Origin of the sequence: Synechococcus sp. WH 8101 (assembly GCF_004209775.1) — a bacterium.
Classification (GTDB): Bacteria; Cyanobacteriota; Cyanobacteriia; order PCC-6307; family Cyanobiaceae; genus Synechococcus_C.
Map to the genome: position 1 here is coordinate 676,510 of NZ_CP035914.1, position 18,601 is coordinate 695,110.

The 18,601-nt window shown below is 65.3% G+C and carries 18 protein-coding genes and 1 tRNA gene; 11 read left to right on the forward strand and 8 right to left on the reverse strand.

Annotation, left to right across the window (positions count from 1 at the left end):
* Positions 1–62 precede the first annotated feature (62 nt).
* The 6 genes from SynWH8101_RS03350 (at position 63) to SynWH8101_RS03375 (ending at position 6,658) form a co-directional block, all read left to right on the forward strand.
* The gene (locus SynWH8101_RS03350) at positions 63–413 is read left to right on the forward strand and encodes a hypothetical protein (protein WP_038001534.1); all 351 of its coding nucleotides are present in this window, start codon (positions 63–65) and stop codon (positions 411–413) included.
* Between the two features lie 55 nt (positions 414–468).
* Entirely contained in the window at positions 469–1,347 is an 879-nt protein-coding gene (gene glyQ / locus SynWH8101_RS03355; protein WP_130128550.1) for a glycine--tRNA ligase subunit alpha, read from the forward strand.
* Positions 1,348–1,398: 51 nt separating this feature from the next.
* Positions 1,399–3,339 carry a ComEC/Rec2 family competence protein gene (locus SynWH8101_RS03360; RefSeq protein ID WP_130128551.1) on the forward strand — a complete coding sequence of 647 codons (1,941 nt, stop codon included), beginning with the start codon at positions 1,399–1,401 and terminating at the stop codon, positions 3,337–3,339.
* Between the two features lie 21 nt (positions 3,340–3,360).
* A tRNA-Ser gene (locus SynWH8101_RS03365) sits at positions 3,361–3,447 on the forward strand.
* A gap of 103 nt (positions 3,448–3,550) precedes the next feature.
* Positions 3,551–4,468: a LysR substrate-binding domain-containing protein gene (locus SynWH8101_RS03370; protein ID WP_130128552.1), complete on the forward strand. Its 918-nt coding sequence runs from the start codon at positions 3,551–3,553 to the stop codon at positions 4,466–4,468.
* Positions 4,469–4,531: 63 nt separating this feature from the next.
* Complete coding sequence (locus tag SynWH8101_RS03375) at positions 4,532–6,658, forward strand: hypothetical protein (RefSeq protein ID WP_130128553.1); 2,127 nt, start codon at positions 4,532–4,534, stop codon at positions 6,656–6,658.
* A gap of 1 nt (position 6,659) precedes the next feature.
* Here the strand turns inward: SynWH8101_RS03375 and SynWH8101_RS03380 are convergent, their stop codons facing one another.
* Both SynWH8101_RS03380 and SynWH8101_RS03385 read right to left on the reverse strand, forming a co-directional pair.
* The gene (locus SynWH8101_RS03380; protein WP_130128554.1) at positions 6,660–6,974 is read right to left on the reverse strand and encodes a hypothetical protein; all 315 of its coding nucleotides are present in this window, start codon (positions 6,972–6,974) and stop codon (positions 6,660–6,662) included.
* An 87-nt stretch (positions 6,975–7,061) separates the two neighbouring features.
* Positions 7,062–7,655 (reverse strand): carbonic anhydrase, encoded by a 594-nt coding sequence (locus SynWH8101_RS03385; protein ID WP_130128555.1) that lies wholly within the window; start codon positions 7,653–7,655, stop codon positions 7,062–7,064.
* A gap of 123 nt (positions 7,656–7,778) precedes the next feature.
* Here SynWH8101_RS03385 and SynWH8101_RS03390 point away from each other — a divergent pair, with 123 nt between their 5' ends.
* Positions 7,779–8,300, forward strand: coding sequence for a hypothetical protein (locus tag SynWH8101_RS03390; protein ID WP_130128556.1), 522 nt, complete (start codon positions 7,779–7,781; stop codon positions 8,298–8,300).
* On the opposite strand, the gene SynWH8101_RS03395 is transcribed toward SynWH8101_RS03390, so the two are convergent.
* The 4 genes from SynWH8101_RS03395 to SynWH8101_RS03410 form a co-directional block, all read right to left on the reverse strand.
* On the reverse strand, positions 8,243–10,405 hold the full coding sequence (locus SynWH8101_RS03395; protein ID WP_130128557.1) for a cation-translocating P-type ATPase: 2,163 nt from the start codon (positions 10,403–10,405) through the stop codon (positions 8,243–8,245). The two genes, SynWH8101_RS03390 and SynWH8101_RS03395, sit on opposite strands and share 58 nt — an antisense overlap.
* A 30-nt stretch (positions 10,406–10,435) precedes the next feature.
* Entirely contained in the window at positions 10,436–10,984 is a 549-nt protein-coding gene (locus SynWH8101_RS03400) for a hypothetical protein (protein WP_130128558.1), read from the reverse strand.
* Positions 10,981–13,410 (reverse strand): cation-translocating P-type ATPase, encoded by a 2,430-nt coding sequence (locus SynWH8101_RS03405; protein ID WP_254428033.1) that lies wholly within the window; start codon positions 13,408–13,410, stop codon positions 10,981–10,983. The genes SynWH8101_RS03400 and SynWH8101_RS03405 overlap by 4 nt, the downstream gene beginning before the upstream one ends.
* 89 nt (positions 13,411–13,499) lie before the next feature.
* Positions 13,500–13,853, reverse strand: coding sequence for a hypothetical protein (locus SynWH8101_RS03410; RefSeq protein ID WP_130128560.1), 354 nt, complete (start codon positions 13,851–13,853; stop codon positions 13,500–13,502).
* A 34-nt stretch (positions 13,854–13,887) separates the two neighbouring features.
* On the opposite strand from SynWH8101_RS03410, the gene SynWH8101_RS03415 reads away from it, so the two are divergent.
* On the forward strand, positions 13,888–15,006 hold the full coding sequence (locus tag SynWH8101_RS03415) for a hypothetical protein (protein WP_130128561.1): 1,119 nt from the start codon (positions 13,888–13,890) through the stop codon (positions 15,004–15,006).
* Here SynWH8101_RS03415 and SynWH8101_RS03420 read toward each other — a convergent pair.
* Positions 14,946–15,467, reverse strand: coding sequence for a hypothetical protein (locus tag SynWH8101_RS03420; protein ID WP_130128562.1), 522 nt, complete (start codon positions 15,465–15,467; stop codon positions 14,946–14,948). The genes SynWH8101_RS03415 and SynWH8101_RS03420 overlap by 61 nt on opposite strands.
* A gap of 67 nt (positions 15,468–15,534) precedes the next feature.
* On the opposite strand from SynWH8101_RS03420, the gene SynWH8101_RS03425 reads away from it, so the two are divergent.
* Positions 15,535–16,242, forward strand: a complete 708-nt coding sequence (locus SynWH8101_RS03425; protein ID WP_254428034.1) for a DUF1345 domain-containing protein — start codon at positions 15,535–15,537, stop codon at positions 16,240–16,242.
* Here the strand turns inward: SynWH8101_RS03425 and SynWH8101_RS03430 are convergent, their stop codons facing one another.
* A complete protein-coding gene (locus SynWH8101_RS03430; RefSeq protein WP_174719492.1) occupies positions 16,243–16,500 on the reverse strand; it encodes a hypothetical protein in 258 nt (85 codons plus the stop codon). It abuts the gene before it with no gap.
* Positions 16,501–16,574: 74 nt separating this feature from the next.
* Here SynWH8101_RS03430 and SynWH8101_RS03435 point away from each other — a divergent pair, with 74 nt between their 5' ends.
* On the forward strand, positions 16,575–17,813 hold the full coding sequence (locus tag SynWH8101_RS03435) for a glycosyltransferase (RefSeq protein WP_130128564.1): 1,239 nt from the start codon (positions 16,575–16,577) through the stop codon (positions 17,811–17,813).
* 26 nt (positions 17,814–17,839) lie between these two features.
* Positions 17,840–18,598: a sugar transferase gene (locus SynWH8101_RS03440; RefSeq protein WP_130128565.1), complete on the forward strand. Its 759-nt coding sequence runs from the start codon at positions 17,840–17,842 to the stop codon at positions 18,596–18,598.
* Positions 18,599–18,601 lie beyond the last annotated feature (3 nt).

The following is an 18,601-nucleotide window of genomic DNA, read 5'->3' on the forward strand; positions in this document are numbered from 1 at the left end:
TCGCTTGCGACAAAGCGGCCATGCGGATTAGAAAGAAATGATTAAGACCTGGGTTGATGGCTGTGGCCTTTCCCCTTCCTTCCTTGCTCGCCTCGATTGAGGATCTGCTCCTGGAGGTGCAGTGGCTCGACGGGATGGTCCTGGTGACCGACTCCCAGCGCGCCACCTTCGTGTCCTTCTCCCAGGTGGATCCGGTGCTGCGCCGCTTGCGGGCTCGCCCCAATGGCATGGACGTGGCGGAGAAGCTCTGTCTGTCGCTGCTCGAATCCCACGGCAAGGCGGCGGCCAAGCCCGTGCTCGTGTTTCAGGGTGACGGCAGCTTCTGGCTCGGCACCATGAGCCCCAGTCGCAGCAATCCTCACCGTCACCACGCCATCGCCCATCTGCATCGCTGTTTCGCCATCAGCGGCTGAGCCGAACCCCTGGTGCGGCTGAATTGGAGAATGGCGTGCGATCGGCCCGCCGTGGATGCACTTTCAAGACATCATCAGCACGCTTAACCGCTTCTGGGCCGAACAGGGTTGCCTGTTACTGCAGCCCTACGACACGGAAAAGGGCGCCGGCACCATGAGCCCCCACACGGTGCTGCGGGCGATCGGTCCGGAGCCGTGGGCGGTGGCTTATCCCGAGCCCTGCCGGCGCCCCACCGACGGGCGCTACGGCGATAACCCCAACCGCGCCCAGCACTATTTTCAGTATCAGGTGCTGATCAAGCCGTCGCCGGATGGCATTCAGGAGACCTATCTGGCCTCGCTGGACGCCTTGGGGATCCAGGCCAAGGAGCACGACATCCGCTTTGTTGAAGACAACTGGGAGTCCCCCACCCTCGGCGCCTGGGGCGTGGGTTGGGAGGTGTGGCTCGATGGCATGGAGGTGACCCAGTTCACCTATTTCCAGCAGTGCGGCGGCATCGATTGCCGGCCTGTGTCGATTGAGATCACCTACGGCCTCGAGCGTCTCGCCATGTATCTGCAGGATGTGGAAAGCATCTGGGATCTGAGCTGGAACGCGAAGCGCAGCTATGGCGACATCTGGCTGCCTTTTGAAAAGGGGCAGTGTCAGTTCAATTTCGAAGCGTCCGATCCAGAGCGGCTCAAACAGCTCTTCGCGATCTATGAGGCGGAGGCGTCGGATCTGATCACCCAGCAGCTGCCGGCCCCGGCGCTCGATTTCGTGCTCAAGTGCAGCCACACCTTCAACCTGCTGGAAGCGCGTGGTGTGATTTCGGTGACCGAACGCACGGCCACGATCGCCCGCATCCGCACCCTGGCGCGCAAGGTGGCCGAAACCTGGCTGGCGGAGCGTGAAGCCCTCGGTTTCCCACTGCTTGCCGAACGGCTCGCGTAACGACGTCTTCAGGGAGGGGAATCCTCTGGGTAAGGCCTCCGTGCTGCCGCCATGCCCCGCTCCGAATTCACCCTGGCCGCCACAGCGCTCGCCCTGGCGGCTCTGATGGCCGGGGCCCTGGCCGTGACGCCCGGGCACTGGCTGCTGGTGTTGCTGGCGCTGGCTTGCGGGCTCGCCTGGCTCTGTCGCTGCCGTTCTTTGTCCTGGCGCCACGGCGGTGCTCTGTTGCTGCTGCTGCTTGTCCTGGCGGCAGGGACGAGCTGGCGCAGCCAGACGAGCCCGCCGCAACGCGATCCGCTCCTGGCCGTGCTGAGCGATGCGTCGATCGAGGCTCCTCAACAGATCGAGGCGGTGCTGCTAGCCGACAGCCGGAAGCTGGGCGAGCGGTGTCAGGCGCTGCTGGCGGTGGAGCGTGTGAACGGGCGGCTGGTAAACGGACGCACGGAACTGCAGATCCAGCCCTGCGAGCGGGGGTTGGAGCAGGGTTGGCGCATCGCTGCGGAGGGCCGCCTGCGCCAGCCTGCGCCTGCCGCCCATCCCCTCGTGCCAGGCGCGGCAGAGCGTCTCGCGGCCCAGGGGGTGCACACCCAGTTTCGGGCTGAGGCGTTCAGGTTGTTGTCGCAGCATTGGACGCCGTTGGCCGATGCCAGGCGCCGGATCGCCGCCCAGCTGCAGCGCTGGGCGGGGCCCCGGGAGGGATCGCTGTTGGCGGCGTTGGTGCTGGGGAGTGCCCAGGTGGCGGTGCCGCTGGAGCTGCGGGATGCCTTCCGGGTGGCGGGGCTCTCCCACGCCCTGGCCGCCAGCGGCTTTCACCTTTCGGTGCTGCTCGGCACCACCCTGGCCCTGGTGCGCTCCTTGCCCGTGGCGTTGCGGCTCGGTGGCGGCGGGCTGGCGATGGCCAGTTTTCTGGCGCTGGCTGGCGGTCAGCCCTCGGTGGTGCGGGCTGTGCTGATGGGGGCAGCGGCGCTGCTGATCCGCGAAGGCGGTGGCCGCAGCCGTCCGCTGGGGGTGCTGCTGATCACGTTGGTGCTGATGCTGCTGATCCATCCGGCCTGGGCGCGCTCCATCGGTTTTCAGCTCAGTGCTGCCGCCACTGCTGGACTGGTGATCAGTGCTGGCCCGATCGAGGCCTGGTTGGCGCAGCGAGCGCCACGGGGTTGCCTGGGGTGGTTGCCGGCAGCCCTCTCCGCGCCGCTGGCGGCCCTGCTCTGGACCTTGCCACTGCAGCTGCTGCACTTCGGCTCGACGCCCCTCTATGCGCTTGTGGCCAATCTGCTGGCGGCGCCGCTGCTGGCGCCCCTCACCCTGGCGGCGCTGGCGCTGACCCTGACGCTGCTGATCCTGCCCGTGGGGCTGGCCGCGCTGTTGCTGCCCTGGCTGATCTGGCCCGTGGCCAAGCTGGCGGGTTTGCTGATCGCGTTGGTGCTCTGGATCAGCACCTGGCCCTATGCGCAGCTGCTCACCGGCCGGCCCCAGCCCTGGGTGGTGCTGCTGTTGCTGCTCGGCTTGCTGCCCTGGTGCCTGCCCGCCCTCGCCCGCCTGCGCTGGCGGGCGCTCCCCCTGTTGCTGCTGGCTCTGATCGTGCAGGCCAGCGTGCAGCTGAAGGACGGGCTGGTCGTGGTGGGGCAGTGGGGGCGCCATTGGGTGCTGGCCCGCCACCAGGGGCGGGCTGCACTGGTGAGTAGCCATGGCGATGGTCTCAGTTGCGCCCTCGCCCGTCGCCTCAGTGAGGCCCATGGTCATCGCCGGCTCGACTGGGTGGCCGTGCTCGACCCGGTGGCTTCATCGCAGCAGCCCTGCTGGCGGTCGCTGGCGCGCACGGTGCTGGCCGAGCACCAGGGTCAGAGCCCCTTGCAACCCGGCCAGCGCCTGGCGAGTGCGGGACTGGAACTGGGTGCGGAGCTGGATGCCGACGCGACGCGAGCCCTCTGGCTGCGGGCCGGTGTCCAGCGGTTGCGCTTGCAGCGGGCCACGGGCCGACCTTTACAGTGAGGTGTGCCCATCGGGCGCGCTGGAGAGGTGGCAGAGTCCGGTTGATTGCGCACGACTCGAAATCGTGTAGGGGTCACACCCTCGTGGGTTCGAATCCCACCCTCTCCGTTTTTAAGGCACTGTCGTTGCCAGCAAAAACATGCGGATCTCGCATGAAGTGTGGACGAGGTTGCTGATGAATAGGTAGGTGTAAACAGGTTTCTGAAGAGTTGTGCTGAAGCTTGATGAGCTTGCGCTCTTCGATGGTCTGATCTGGTTGCGAACCGGAGAGTCGGTGGCGCGTCGTTTCAGCTGTGCCCAGTCCACCGTCAGTCGCAACACCGCCAAGGTGCTCGAGCTGTTTGGGCTGGAGCTGGTGCGCGATGACTTCGGCGAATGGCAGTTGCTCGGCGATCTCTCCCTGCTCAACGCCGAACGGCAGGTGCATCAGAAGGCACGCTGGGCCTCATGGGCGCCGTTGCGCCTGGAAGCCACCTACTGGACCGCGCTCTCCTATTGCGCCGCTGAGCTCGGCCCCTGGATGCTCGGCAATTCCGACATCATGTCGATCCGTCATCGCCATCTGCTGCTCGACCACAGGATCGTGGACTGCCAGATCACCACCCTGCCCGATCTGCTGGGCCCTGTGGATCCGCGTTACCGCTACCTCCAGCTCACGGCGATGCAGCCGTTCTTTGTGTGTGCTCCGGATCATCCACTCACCAAAATCAAAAATCCCAGCCTCGACGATCTCGCCGCCTATCCCTCCCTCGCCTTGCCGCCCCAGACCTTCCCGAAGGTGGAGGCTGCCCTCAAGCAGCTCGGCCTCTGGAATACAACGGTGCGCATGCATCGCTATCGCTACGAAAAATGGGAAGGCAAATGCGAGTCGGAACTGCTTATCTCCTACGGCAACCCGCTCACCCACCACACCGCACCCAAGCCCCTGTATCGCCTTCCCCTGGCGTTGCCGTTTGCCTCCGGTGACGTGCTCGTGTATCGCCAAGACTTTGAGGGGCACCCCCTGCTTCTCGCCTTGATCGAGCGACTGTCGCTTGCCGTGGATGCGGTGCGCGAGATCGTGCCCGGCATCACCAAAGTGTTTGCCCCTCTGGATGTTGCAGCGCTCGAGGTGCCTGTTCGCAGCTGATTGCCGCTGACGGTCGTCGCTTGGAACACCTGATCGCCATCCTGGATCCAGCAGCCTGGAGGCATGAGTCAGCTTCGCGTCGGTCAGGTTCTCGAGTGCAGCGCCAATGGCAGCCACTGGCGCGTGATGCACCAGCTCCCCGGTCGGGTGCGTCTGCAGCTGCTGAACATCGGTCTCGATGCTGAGCTGGCCCAGGCTCTCGCCCATCAGAGCCTGCAGCGTCGTTGGGTGAAGCGGTTTCGGCTCAATGCCCTGGCGGGAAGCCTGGTGCTCGAGGGTCGGCCGGAGCGGTTGCGTCGCCGGCGAGCCATTGCGCTGTTGCTGCAGCAGGCCGCCCAGCAGGAGGCTGGCCTTCCCCTGGAGATCACTCCCCGGCTTGAGGCTCGCTCTCTGCGCCGACTCGGTCTGGTGGCTGGTCTCTTCAGCCTCAACGCCCTGCTCGAGCTGCCCCTGATCCTGCTGCTGCTGCCGGTCACCCCCCTGCTGTTCGTGCCCTTGTTCCGCTCGATCTGGGCGGAGCGCCGTGCCGGACGTTTACCGGCCAAAACCCTGGATCTGCTCTGGTATGGCTCGCTGGTGCTGCGCGGCCACAGCCAGGCTCTCCTGCTTGAGTGGGGCATCGAGGTGGGCAACCATTCCCTCCAGGGCTGGACCCCCAACCACGGCCAACACGAGCGTCTCGCCGATCGGCTCGAAGCATTTCGCCTGAGCACGGTGGTGACCCGGATCGAGCGCGATGGTCGCCTCTCGACACCCACACTGGCGGAGCTCCAACCCGGAGACAGGCTGTGCCTCATCGCCGGAGACCGGGTTCCCTGTCATGGCCTGGTGATGGATGGGGAGGCCGTGATCACCTCGTTATGGGCCGATGGCCGCACCGTGCAGATCGCAGTGCGACCGTTTCAGCAGTTGCCCTCCGGAGTGCAGCTCGTGAGCGGTGCGCTGACGCTCCGGGTGATCCAATGTGCCGATCCAGTGGAGCGTCGGCTGGAAAACATCCCAGTCCGTGAGCCGGAGGCCCATGTCCCCGCCCTTGTGGAACGCGCCCGCTGGCTGCACACCCGGTCTGTTCCCTTGATCCTGTTGGCGGGGGGTGGTCTGCTCGCCACCGGCAATTCCGGTGGGGCGGCCGGCCTGTTGCAGTTCGATCCCGCCAGCGACTGGCAGTTGAGCTGTTCGCTGCTCTACGGCGCCGTGCAGCGAGATGCCCTCAACCTCGGCGTGGTGCTCAAGCGTCCGGAGGTGAGTGATGGGATCGCCCACAGCCGTCAGCTGCTGATCACCGAAGCGGTGCTGGAGCGGCTCGGCCAGCGATCTCTCGCCGGCATTCACCCGCTCGACGACACCACGGTGGAGGAGTTGGCCCAGATCGTGGCCGGCTTCCGATGCCGCCAGCGCCCATTCGGGCTCACGGCGTTCCTGCCCCTGCTGCATGCGCTGGATCTGGACCCGTACATCGTTGATGACCTGGAGCCGATGCATCCCTTCGGCTGGCGGGGCATCATTCGCGGTGAACGGGTGGAATTGGGCGGTCCCCGGCTGCTGCAGTCCCGGCATCTCCGCCACGATCCTTCCTTCGGACGCCATGCCGACCAGACCTGGATCTATGTGCTCCGCAGCGGCCGGCTGATCGGTGCGATCGATCTCCGGGTGCACCTCTCCAGGCGTTTGATCCGTTCCCTCAAGCGGATTCAGCGGATGGGGATCGGGATCCGCTTGCTGATGGCGTCAGATCTGCAGCTGGCGGATCTGCTCTGTCAGCGCCTCGATCTGCCCGCTGAGGCCGTTGTCGTGGCACCGGAACCGGAGCGTCAACTCGCCCAAGTGAACCGCTGCCGCAAGGCTGGGCCGGTGATGCTGCTTGGCGGTGCCGATGCTGATACGCCCCTGATCGCTGCCGCCGATGTGGGCATCACGATGGTGGAGTCCCAGCCTCAGGTGAGTCAGTCGGTTGCCGATGTGATGATCGCCGCCCGATGCATCGACCGGCTGCCCGCTGCGATTGTGCTTTGTCGTCGCTCCCATGGCGATCAGGCCGGTCAGGCAGCTCTGGTGCTGCTGCCCCATCTGTTGGTGGTGCTGGTGAATCTGGTGCTACCGATTCACCCCCTGCTCGCGGTGTTCCTGGTCGACATGCCGATCCTCACCAGCGAGCTGCTGCTGGTGAGGGCCGGACGTCAGCGTCGCTGAGTCAGGAGCGGCTGCTGCTGATCGAGGTGGTGCGCTTGGCCTTGCTCTGCTCCAGGTCGGCTTTGGCTTCCGCCAGCAGATCGGTGAAGCTCTCACCCACTTCCGAGAAGCCCTGGCCGATCCCCCGCAGCAGGCCACCCGTGCTGTCGGCGAGGCGGATGCCCAGCTTGAGCCCCTGCTTGGTGATGGCGCGGCCGGTGTCGCCGATGGAGCGGCTGACGCGGTTCTCGCCGCCACCCACAGCCTTGACGGCGGGGGCGATGGCCACGAGGGCAGCACCGAGGCCCATGGCGATCAAGAGTTCTAGTTCAAACATCGCGGGTCAGAAAACAACCATCACACCCTGATTGCAGCATGAAAGGGGCACGTCGTCGCGTGTTCCGGGCATAGCCGCAGCTGTTTGTCAGCTGGCGCTGACCGGGCCAAGCCACTCAATATCGCCTTTCTCCAGGGTGTAGCAGGCGGCTTCGATCCGCAGGGTTCCCTCCGCCACCCTGGAGCGCATCAGCTCACTGCCCTGGAGCAGACGCCGGGCCGCCACCCGGCTGTTGGCCCGGAAGGCCCGATCCAGCTCCGAGCCCACGCCTTCCTCATCGAGGCCGCTGCGGATGTTGAGCACCAGGTCCTGCAGGGCCGGGGTCATCGCTTCTTGGGGGGTGCAGGCCGCGGTCACCGCGCCGCAGCCTTCATGGCCCATCACCACGATCAGCTGCAGGTTGAGCCCCAGCACGCCGTAATCCAGGGAGCCGATCGTGTCGGTGAAGCTTGTGTTTCCTGCCGTGCGCACCACATACAGGTCGCCGAAGCCGGCGTCGAAGAGCAGCTCCACCGGCACGCGCGAATCGGAACAGCTCACCACCGCCGCCAGCGGATGCTGGCCCTCCACCAGCTGGTGGAGCCGATAGGCAGAGGAGTGGGGGTGACGGGATTCCCCCGCCATGAAGCGGGCATGGCCCTCCTGAAGCATCTCCAGGAGTTTCTGGGGGTCATGGTGCATTGCTGGCCGAGGGGAATCACGCGCGTTGGCCGCAGGGTGGCACAACAGACCCGATTCTGTTGTTGTCTGTTTCGGCCATTGGCTCGATCATGGCGGCCAAAGACCTGCTGGCCGGTGTCCCCCATGAGCGAAGAACTGGTGCCTCTCGCCAAACTGGAGACCGATCTGGGTCTGTCGCGGGCCGATGTGCTGCTCCTGCTGCATCGCCTCAAGCTTGAGCCGGTGCGTCGTGGCCTGCGCACCTATGTTCAGGCCGCTGATGTGGCTCAGCTGCTGGCCGCTGCGGGGGCTGGTGATGCGGAACCGGTGGCGGCCGAGCTGGTGCTTGACCCCGTCGGTGTGGAGGCGTCCTTGCCCGTGCCAACCGGAGATCGCGACTGGAGAAAGGCGGAGCTCTACGCCGATCTGAGGCTCTTCCGCGAGCGGCTCGACATCCTTGAGCAACTGGTGCGCACCGGCATTGAGGTGGAGAGTGGTGAACTCGCCGACCTGTTGCAGCTCAAGCGGCTGCCCTCGGTGGAGTCCCTGCCGGAAGGACCTGGTTTCATCCGCCGTGGTCTGCGCTGCCAGAGGATGCAGCGTCCAGGTCAGCGGGCGTCCTGGCGCTTGTTTCGCGATGGCAGCGGGTGGCCGGATGCGGCATAACCCGCCGTCTGCACGCTCAGAATGTTGTTGAGCTCCGCCAGCAACATCGGCAGGTCGTAGAAGAGGATCGCTTGCATCGGAGCGATCCAGCCGGTGGCGGTGATCAAGGCGGTGGCGATCTGGGAGCCAGTGATCAGGCTGAAGTTCCCGGTTTCCGCCTGTTGCAGTCGCCGGCTCATGGTCACCAGGCGCGGCAGCCAGGAGGCATTGGTGGGGATCATCAGGTCGCAGAGCCGCGCCACCATGAGGCTGTCGTCGGGGGTGGTCATGCCCATCGACACGTCGGCCTGCTCCAAAGCGGCCAGATCCTGGAGCAGGTAGCCCATGTAGGCGACCCCGTCTCGGCCGTTGCCCTGTAAGCGACGAATCAGGGCGAGGCGTGCTTCGGCATCGCAAGCACCATGCCGCTGGTCATCGGGGAGCTGCAGCGCTTCAGTACAGGTTTCCAGCTGGTCATCGGGAAGCGACGACACCACATGCAGGCGGATGCCGAGCCGGTTGAGCATCTCTGCAGCCTCCAGCCAGTGGTCATCCGGCAGGAACTCCAGCACAATCCGCCCGATGGAGGCACCATTACGGCTCACCCGCAGGGATGTCAGCAGATCGTCGGGCCGTTCCGCTTCGATCACCACGCTGTCGCCGGCACGGGTGCGCAACCTGTAACGACTCCCTTCCGCCTCGATCGCCACGGAGGTGATCGCCGTTGGCGTTTCGATCTCCTGCAGCTGCCGGGTCCAGATCGCCATGCCATTGATTCCGCTCAACCAGCTTTGAATGCCGGCGAGCAGGCGGAGCAGCTCTCCTTTGATCGGGTTGGTGCCCGGGGCCGCTTCTTCCTTCAGTCGCATGCCGCCGGCCTGATTCAGGCAGCTCTGGGTCACCACCAGATGGCGGATGCGTCCCAGGCTGCTGAGCACATTCGGGTTGCGGATCCGCACCTTGTGCAGGGCCAGATCGGCCACGGCGGTGAGCCTGGAGGCGGTGACGCTGTCGCTCCAGTTGTGCAGCGGGCTGAAACGGAGCGCCGCCAGGGCAATCTCCCCCGATCCCCGCGCCAGCATCACGCCGCCACCGGCCAGCAGCAGCGGACTCATCCAGTCGGAGAGTCGCTGCAGGCGCCGATCGAGCACACCGGTTTCGATCCGGCTGCGGTCGTGCTGTTCGTGCAGCAGGGCGTAGGTGGGATCGCTGATCAGCGCTTCGCTCAGTTCGAGAGTTCCCTGGCCGCGGATCACCAGAGAACCGGTGGGAATCACCTCGCCCCGCTTCAGCCAGCGCGGATGCCAGTGGCCGTTGATGCGGCGATTGCTCACCAGCAGACGGCCCGACACCAGCGTCGAGCGCAAGGGGCAGAGCTGCTGGCCATGAATCAGGTAGTGCTGGCCCGGTTTGGCCTCGGCCAGGGGGATCGGATCGGCCGCACTGTCTGGCGGTTGCAGTTGCACCACCCGGCCGAGACGAGCCAGCAGGCGGTCGCCATCCACAACGTCTTCATCCGGTTGCATCACCCCCTGGACGGCACCGGTGGCATCGTGAATGCCCAGGTCGGTGAGGGTTTCGCGGGGCAGACCCTCCAGCAGCATGGCGGTGGAAAAGCCCAGCTCCAAGGTCTCCACATCGAGCCGGCCCTGCCGCAGTTGCCGCAGGGCGGCGTTAATCCTGGGCCAGAGCAGCAGGGAGGAGAGACCCAGCAGCAGGGTGAGCGGCAGGGGGGTGATGGCATCGATCAGGAGGATCGAGGCGCAGGAGAGACCATGGCGGATCAGGGGCCGTCCGGGTGCGAACAGCGACTGTTCCGGATCGGCGAGGTCGAGGCCGCTTCCAGGGAGCGGGGGCGTCAGTGCTCGCTCCAAGAGCGTTTTCAGGTCGCGCCGATGCTGCGGTGGGTAGTGGAGGCAGATGCTTCCCGCCAGGGGATTGATCCGGAAACCGCGCAACCAGTGACAGCTGCTCAGGGTGAGCCGGCAGTGGTGCAGCAGGGTGGAGTCGAGCCGGTTGCTCGCCGGTTCCCCGACGGGGTTCAGGCCATGACATCGCACCCGCAGCCGCCCGGGCAGGTCGCTGACCTGGGTCCAGTGCCGGGAGTGGGCAAGGTCGGCAACCACAGCTGAGGAGAGTGCACGTTTGGAGGCGCTTCAGTGCGCTGAAGCGATGAAGGGGCGCCGCAACAGAAAGGCCAGTTCGATCAACCAGGCCGCGAGCAGCAGCAGCAGGGCGCCGGGAGAGAGGGGGAGCAGCAAGCCGGGGACCCCGATCAGGATCAGGCTGAAGGCTGTGAGGGTGAGAAGCAAACTGAGGGAGACGGTCATCAGGTTGGTCAGGCCACCCAGCAAGGCCACAAGCCATCGCCAACGACGCTCAGGCCTCTGGCGCAGCGGCGTGGCGATGTTGCGTAGGGGAATCGTGATCACCTCCGGTGCCGGCGCTGCGGCGCCGATCTCCTCCAGCGCGGCCACCAGAGCCACGGCCGCCGGTTGCCAGTCTTGATCATTGCTGGCACTGATCCCGGAGATCACTACCGATTGGGCAAGTGGATTGAGCCGAAACCGGAAGGGTGTTCCCGTGAGCCTGACCCGCAGGGTGTCGGCGAGGGCCGACCAATCGATCGGCTCCTCAAACCGGAGGGAGTAGCGCCGACGCCCCCGGCCGCGATGACGAAGCCTGAGGCAGTCGGCAGCACTCATGCGGCAGCCAACGCCTCGGGCACATACACCTTGCGGCGCTCGCAGTAGCTCCAGCTGTGGCCATCGGGATCGTTCTCCCGGCTCCAGCGGTGCAGTTCACCCTTGCGACGCAGAGAACTCAGCTGTTGATGGCTGGTGCCAAGCCGCTTGGCCAGTTCCCTGGCGCGCAGGGGCTGGATCGCCGTTTCGGAGTCGGCGACCTCCGTTGTGGTGCTGGCGTCGCTGCGGCCAGGGCGAGCCTTTCGCACGCCGCCGGCCTCCAGTTCGGGTAGGGGTTCCGGGCGGAACTGCAGCGTGCGCATGGCATTGCCCGCTGCCACCAGGGAGGAGCCGTTGTTGATCAAAACGGCGGCCACCGGTCCGAGGGGGAAGAAGGTGCCGATTACCAGGGCGGTGAGGTTGGGCACTCCCACGATGCCGATGTTCTGGTTGATCAGGCGGAAGGTGCGGCGGGATAGGTCCTGGGCGGCGATCAACCCCGACACCTTGTCGTTGGTGAGCACGATGTCGGCGGTTTCACGGGCCAGATCACTGCCGGATGCGAACGACACCGACACATCGGCGTAGGCCAGGGCGGCGGAATCGTTGATGCCGTCACCCACAAACACCACCCGACGTCCCTGCTCCTTGAAGCTCTTCACCAGCTCGGCCTTCTGGTCGGGCAGCGCTTCGGCGTGCACCTCTTCGGGATACAGGCCAAGGCGTTCGGCTACGGCATGGGCCACGGTTGCCACATCGCCCGTCAGCATGTGGGCTTCGATGCCGCGACGATGCAGCTCCTGCACCAGGGCCTTGCTGTCGGGCCGCAGCTCATCAGCGGCGTGGAACACGGCCGCCATGGCGCCATCCACAGCGAGATACACAGGGGTGGAAGCGTTCAGCTCGGAGCGCTCAGGCAGCTTCGGCTCGCTCAGGCCTTCCTCATGCAGCAGGCGAGCGTTGCCGATCAGCACCTGATGTCCGTCGATCACGGCGGCAACACCACGGCCGATGCGGTAATCCCAGGCGTCCGGGCTGACACCCGCCACGTCTTCGGCTGCAGCGAACTGAATGATCGATTCGGCGATCGGGTGGTTGAGACCCTGCTCGGCGCTGGCGGCGAGGCGAATCAGTTGTTCCCGGGAGTAGGCATTGTTGAGCACATCCAGGTGAACCACCGAGGGGTGACCCTGGGTGAGGGTGCCGGTCTTGTCGAAGACCACCACATCCACATCATTGAGCAGCTCGAGGGCGCGGCCGCTGCGGATCAAGAGGCCCTGACTGCCGGCTCGGGTGAGGGCCGCCATGATCGCGGTGGGCACCGACACCCGCAGGCCGGTGCCGAGGTCGAACATCAACAGAGAGGCCGCCTGGGCCAGGTTGCCGGCACTCAGTAGTAGGGACACACCGGCGAGAGCCAGGGTTGGCAAGACGAACCGGTTGGCAATCCGCGCTGCCACATTGCCCACTCGCGTGTCGAACACCGGAGCGGAATCGATCATCGCCGTGATCTGGCCGATCCGGGTCTGCTCACCCACGGCGGTGGCGCGCATGATCAGGGTGCCTTCGAGAAGAATGAATCCAGCCAGCACCTCATCGCCGGCTTCGGCATGGCGTGGCACGGATTCACCGGTGAGCTTCACCACATCGAAGCTCACTTCTCCCTTCTCCACCTCTCCATCCACAGGAATGCTATCGCCGGGATAGAAGATCAGACGGTCGCCAGCGACGACTTCCGTACTGGGAATCACCTCTTCTTGACCCGCATCATCGAGCCGGCGCACATCGGCCTGCAGGCTGGCAAGCAGATCGGTGCTGGCGGAATGGGCAATGCGCTGAGTCGCGTCGCGAACGGCTTCGCCGCCCTCGATCATGCTGATCATCAGCGCTGGACCCGTCAGGAAGCCCTCCAGGCTGTGGATCGTCACCGCCAGGGCATCGAGAGCATCCACATTGATGCGGCGCTCTTGGCGCAGGCCGTCCCAGGCTCGCTTGAAGCTGAGGCGTGCGGCCACCAGGATGAAGGCGGCCACCGCCAGGGGAGGCAGCGAGAGCGGACCCGCCAACAGGGCCAAGGCCAGTGAGCTCACCGGCAGCACAATCCGGGAGGGAACAAACGGTTCCTCTTCATCACCCCCAGCGTTTTGCTCCGCCGGGCTCGCCGGCGTGGCATCAATCGCCACTTCGTCGAGACGATGATCACCGCTGCGGGGCAGCTGCTCGAGCCAGGCTTGAAGCTGCTGCTCATCCCAGCTCTTGGCCGTTGGGGCCAGTTGCAGCACAAGACAACCTCCGATGCGGTTGTGGCGAACGCTGCTGATCTCAGCCTGAGACTCGATCCATCGGGCCAGGCGCTGGCTCTCAGAATCGGTGCTGGGCAGGCGCAGACGTAGGCGCGCGCCGCAGCGGTGCACGATCTGGATGTCGCTGGGATGCCAGGGGGTCAAGGCCCTGGCACTGGGAACGGCCTTGAGGCCGGATCGATGTCCGTTCGGTGACGGGCTATCGACTGCAATGGAAACTGCCACTGATGCCGTCACTCCACCGTTACTTCGGTGGTCGCAGTCGAGGCTTTGCTGGCCTTGGCCGGAGTGGCAGCACTGTCGTCGCTGCTCTGCATTTCATGGCGGGCTTCCGCCACCAGATCGCCGATCGATTCGGCCGCTTCAGCGGCCCCCTTGGCCACGCCTCGGGCCGCTGCACCAGCCGCACCGGCCACGGTGACGCCCAGCTTGATGCCGCTCTTGGCCATGGAGCGACCGGTGTTGTTCATGGAATCGCCGAGCTGGGGATTGCCAAAGCGTTTGACCATCGGCGCCAGGGCCACCAGGCCCGCTCCTACGCCAAACGCCAGAACTGTTTCCAGTTCAAACATGAATCCACCAGCCATCAACGCAGCGGATCTTACGCCGATCTGCTGAAATGTGGCGATTCTGCGCAACCCTCTCGGGGAGTTGGTATTGGGCCACACATCCAACCGTGATCCGGCTGCGATGGCTGTGGTGTTGCTGGTGGCTGATCAGCCCCAACAGGGGCTGGATCTGGTGAATGCGCAGCAGCAGCTTGCCGCTTCGGGGCTGGTGGTGCTCGATCTCAATGGCGAGAGCAGTCACCTGCTTGAGGGGCGTGATCCCCAGGGCGGCAGCCTGCGCTGGGAGGCCTTTGTGGCCCAGGAGCACGCGGCGGCGCTCTGGCCCGACCTGGAGGGTCCCTTGCGTCCCTGGGCGGCGATGCTCGGATTGTCGATCGACTCGCCGACGCCTCCTTGGCTGGTCCCCGGATTGGAAGATCTCCAGCGTGTGCTCTGGCTGGCGGACCGTCTTGCGGCGGCGACGGCAGATCCCGAGGTTCAGATGGTCACGGTGCTGCTGCCGCCCCTGGCCCAGGCCTTGCCGCTTCTGCGGCTGGCCCAGCGGGCGCCGGAGCTGATCCTCAGCCTCTGGGATCCCCTGCTGAATTGGTGGAGCGAGACCCGTCAGCGCCTGTCCCACCTCGAATTGGTGCTGCGTTTGCAGTTACCCAGCGCCGAATCCCTGCGTCCTCCCACTCCATGGCTGGAGCGTTGCCGGTTGCTGGCTGACCGTCTGAATGACGAGCAACGTCTCGATGTGGTGCTGGCCCTCAGCGGCGATGCCGACACCTGGCCGCTGCAGCGTCGCCGCCTGGCAGCGTTGCCCTTGAGCGGCTACCCCCTGCATCGCCTCTGGATCCAGGGGCAGGGCTGGTCAACGCCGCTGCTGGAGGGGTGGTCGCCGCCCTTGCTGCTGGGCGACTCCTCGTGGGCGGATCGGCAGGATCCACTGGTGACCCTGCTGGCACAGCAGGCCCCGTCGATCCCTCTGACCCATTGGGAGGACCAGCTCTGCCGCGTGTTCGCCCCTGGCGTTGGCCGTGAGGATCTGCGTGTGCAGCAGCAGAAGGACGCTCTGGTGATCTCCGCTTTGGGGCAGCGGCGGATCATTCCGCTGCCGGAGGCCTGCCGTCAGCGCGAACCCGCTTCCGCCAGGGTCTCTGCACCATTCGTGGAGGTGGTGTTTCGCTGAGAGGGTTGGGGCGGTCGCCAGCCCAGCCACCAGGCCATCAAAAAGAAGGGGGTGCCGGGCAGCACCGGCAGGGCCCAGCCCGCCACCGCCAGGGCCATCAGCATCTTGATGCTGCCGAGGCGTGAGCGTTGCAGCACTCCCGGCAGACCCCGCTCTGGTGGGGCGGCAAGGTGGGCAGGCGGCAGCTGGATGGTCTGCTCCAGCAGCTGCAGGCCCTGGTGGATCGACTGCTCGGGATCGAGGCTCCAGAGCACGAGCCCGCGACCGGAGGAGGCAGGGCGCAGGGCGAACCCGGCCTGTTGCTGTTCCATCAGCCAGAGCAGGCTGCGCATGCGGTGCGAACAGAGGGGCTGCCGGAAGCGGATACGGACGCGGTGATGGAGACGGTGCTCCACCACGTAGGCCTCTCTGGCGACGGGCGCTTCAGGGCAATGCATGGGGAGGCCCTGGTTGGCATTCACTGAACATTGTTCATCAGCCTATGCCGCCTCAAGCAACCATTGCTTGACTGCAGGCCGTTCCTCCGGCTTGGTCGAATCGCAGCCCGTGAATTTCTCCGAAACCACGTTCCGAAATTTCCATGATCTGGCCAGGGCGCGGCGGGCGTTGCCGATCGGGATTGTGGTGACCCTGGTGGCCCTGTTCTGGATGGGCGGACGGCCCGGTCGCCTCGATGAGGCGTTTTCCATGGGCTTCTTGATTGCGATGCTGGTGGATCTCTGGCATTTCAATCGGGCGGCTTATCGTCTCGGTGCCGAAGAAACACGCGTGTTGTTTGGCCATGAACGGGCGCGCCGGCAGCGGCTGATCGCCCGCACCGTGGTGTTCACGTTCATGAGTATTGGTGTGCTCAGCCTGAGTATTCAGGATCTGCACCATGCCAAGGGGGCGCTGCCGGAATGGTTGCGGATTCTGGTGTATTTCGCGGCCATGTTCGCCACCTGGATGCAGTTGCACTATGGCTTTGGAATTCATTATGCCAAGGCCTATTTCCAGCTCAATCCGATCGCCCGAGGCGACGGTGTGGATCCCCAGGGCTTCATTTTTGAAGGCGATGATCCGATCTTCACCGATTTTCTTTATGTCGCTTTCGCCGTAGGGCTCACTTACGCCATGAGTGATGTGACCCTGGAAGACGCCCGGGTGAGGCGAACGGTGTGGTTCCATTCCTTGATGAGCTTCCTGTTCTATTCCACAGTGATCTCGGCTGTGCTGAATCTGTTCACCAGCGCCTGATCAGGAGTGGAACAGCAGCACCAGGCCGTGGCTCACCTGGTGGAACTCCCGCTCTTCACGACTGAGATCCAGACCAACTTGAAGGCCTTCTTTGAGGGCGTCGTCGAACGGTGGGGTCAGCGGTGACTGGCTTTTGTTCCAGAGAGCAGCGATGCCGACGGGGGTGGCGTGCCAACGGAAACACGTGGTCTCGCCGATGGAAGGTTCGTTGAGGGATTCTTCCAAGAGGGCGTTGATCGCCATGGTTGTGCTGGACATGCACCAAGCTTCGTGAGCGTGTTCGTGGGCGGCAACCGGCTGAGAGACTTCGTGATGAAACTGTTCATCGCGTCATGTTTGGTCAGGCCAGGGCTGACCTGCCCAGCAAGATTGCCTTGGTGCACGAGTGGTTCACCCCTCGTTCCGTTGGTGGTGCTGAGCAGGTGGTGGCTGCCATCGACACCTGTCTGACGCTGCGAGGCCACCAGCCCGACCTCGTGGCTCTGGTGGATGGGGAGAGCGGTCGGTCCGGCAGCCCCTGGCAGGGACGGCGCATCCTCACGAGCCCGATTCAGCAGCTGCCCTGGGGGATCAGCCATGTGCAGCAGTATCTGCCGCTGTTGCCGCTGGCGATCGAGCAGATCGACCTGGCCGCTTATCCCTTGGTGATCAGCAGCAGCCATCTGGTGGCCAAGGGAGTCCTGACGTCCCCCGAGCAGCTGCATGTGAGTTACGTGCACACACCCGTGCGTTACGCCTGGGATCAGATGCATGCCTATCTGCGTCGCTCGGCGCTGGCGCGTCGCGGGCTTGGGCCCCTGATCCGCTGGCAACTGCATGCCTTGCGTCAGTGGGATCAGCTCAGCGCTGCCCGCGTGGATCACCTGCTGGCTAATTCCCGCTTCACGGCCCGGAGGATTCGGCGCTTCTGGGGGCGGGAGGCCCAGGTGCTGCATCCGCCAGTGCAGGTGGAGCGGTTCCGCTGGGATCAACCCCGCGATGCGACCTATCTCTGCGTCTGCCGCCTGGTGCCCTACAAGCGCGTCGATGTGGTGGTGGAGGCCTTCAATCGTCTCGGCCTGCCCCTGCTGGTGGTGGGCGATGGGCCGGAACGTCGCTCCCTTGAGCGGCTGGCTGGTCCCACGGTGCAGATCCTTGGTCGCTTGCCCTCGTCGCGGGTGGAGGCCCTGATGGCCCGCTGTCGCGCCTTTGTGTATGCGGGGCTGGAGGATTTCGGCATCGCGCCGGTGGAGGCGATGGCGGCCGGCGCTCCCGTGATCGGCCTGGGTCGTGGCGGTCTGCTCGACAGCGTGCGCTGCGCCTCCTCCGGTGTCAGCGCTCCGACCGGTGTGCTGTTCCCCGAGCAGACTCCCGCCTCGGTGGCCGCTGCCGTCAGCTGGTTTGAGGAGCGTCGCCTCTGGCGTGAGCTGGCGCCGGAGCGGATGCGCGCCTGGGCCGAGCGCTTCAGCCCGGATCGGTTTGCGTCCCGTTTTGAGACAGTGCTGGAACGGCTCTGGTCTGGTCATCAGCAGGCCTGTGCCGCAGCAGGGAGTGACCCCGGCCAGCTGCCAGGTCTCGCTGCCTGCGATTGAGTGGCGTGAGACGCGTGGGAAACAGGATGGTGAGCACCGCGCGTCGTCTGCGCTTGAACACTGCCCCGGCCGCACTGCGGCGCAAAGCCAGTCGCCGCCATCTCGAGCTTCTGGCGGCACCGCCCTCTGAGCTGCCTGTCAAGGCGTTGGTGCGTCAACAGAGCACCCTGGGCCGCAGTATTAAGCGCACAGGTGACGTGGTGTTCGCCCTGGCCGTGCTTGCCCTCGGTTCGCCGCTGCTGGTGGTTCTGGCGCTGTTGGTGAAGATCAGCTCACCAGGTCCTGTTTTTTATGTGCAGCGCCGTGTGGGGCGGGGCTATCGCCGCTTCGGCTGCATCAAATTCCGCACGATGCGTGCTGATGCAGATCAGGTGTTGAGTCGTGTGCTGGCGGAATCGCCCGACATGCGCGCCGAATTTGAACGTGATTTCAAGCTGCGCCAGGATCCCCGCATCACGCCGATCGGCCGTTTTCTGCGCCGTTCCAGCCTCGATGAACTGCCCCAGTTTTTCAATGTGTTGCGCGGAGAAATGAGTGTGGTGGGTCCACGCCCGATTGTGGACAAGGAGATTCAGCGTTACGGCCCTTACATGGATGAGGTGCTGGCGGTGCGTCCTGGTCTCACTGGGCTCTGGCAGGTGAGTGGGCGCAACAATCTCAGCTATGCCAAGCGGGTGCGTCTCGATCTTGCCTACGCCCGGGGGCGTTCATTCCGACTCGACCTGGCCATCATCCTGCGCACCTTCGGTGTGTTGTTGCTGCCCATGGATCGTGGCGCTTACTGAGAT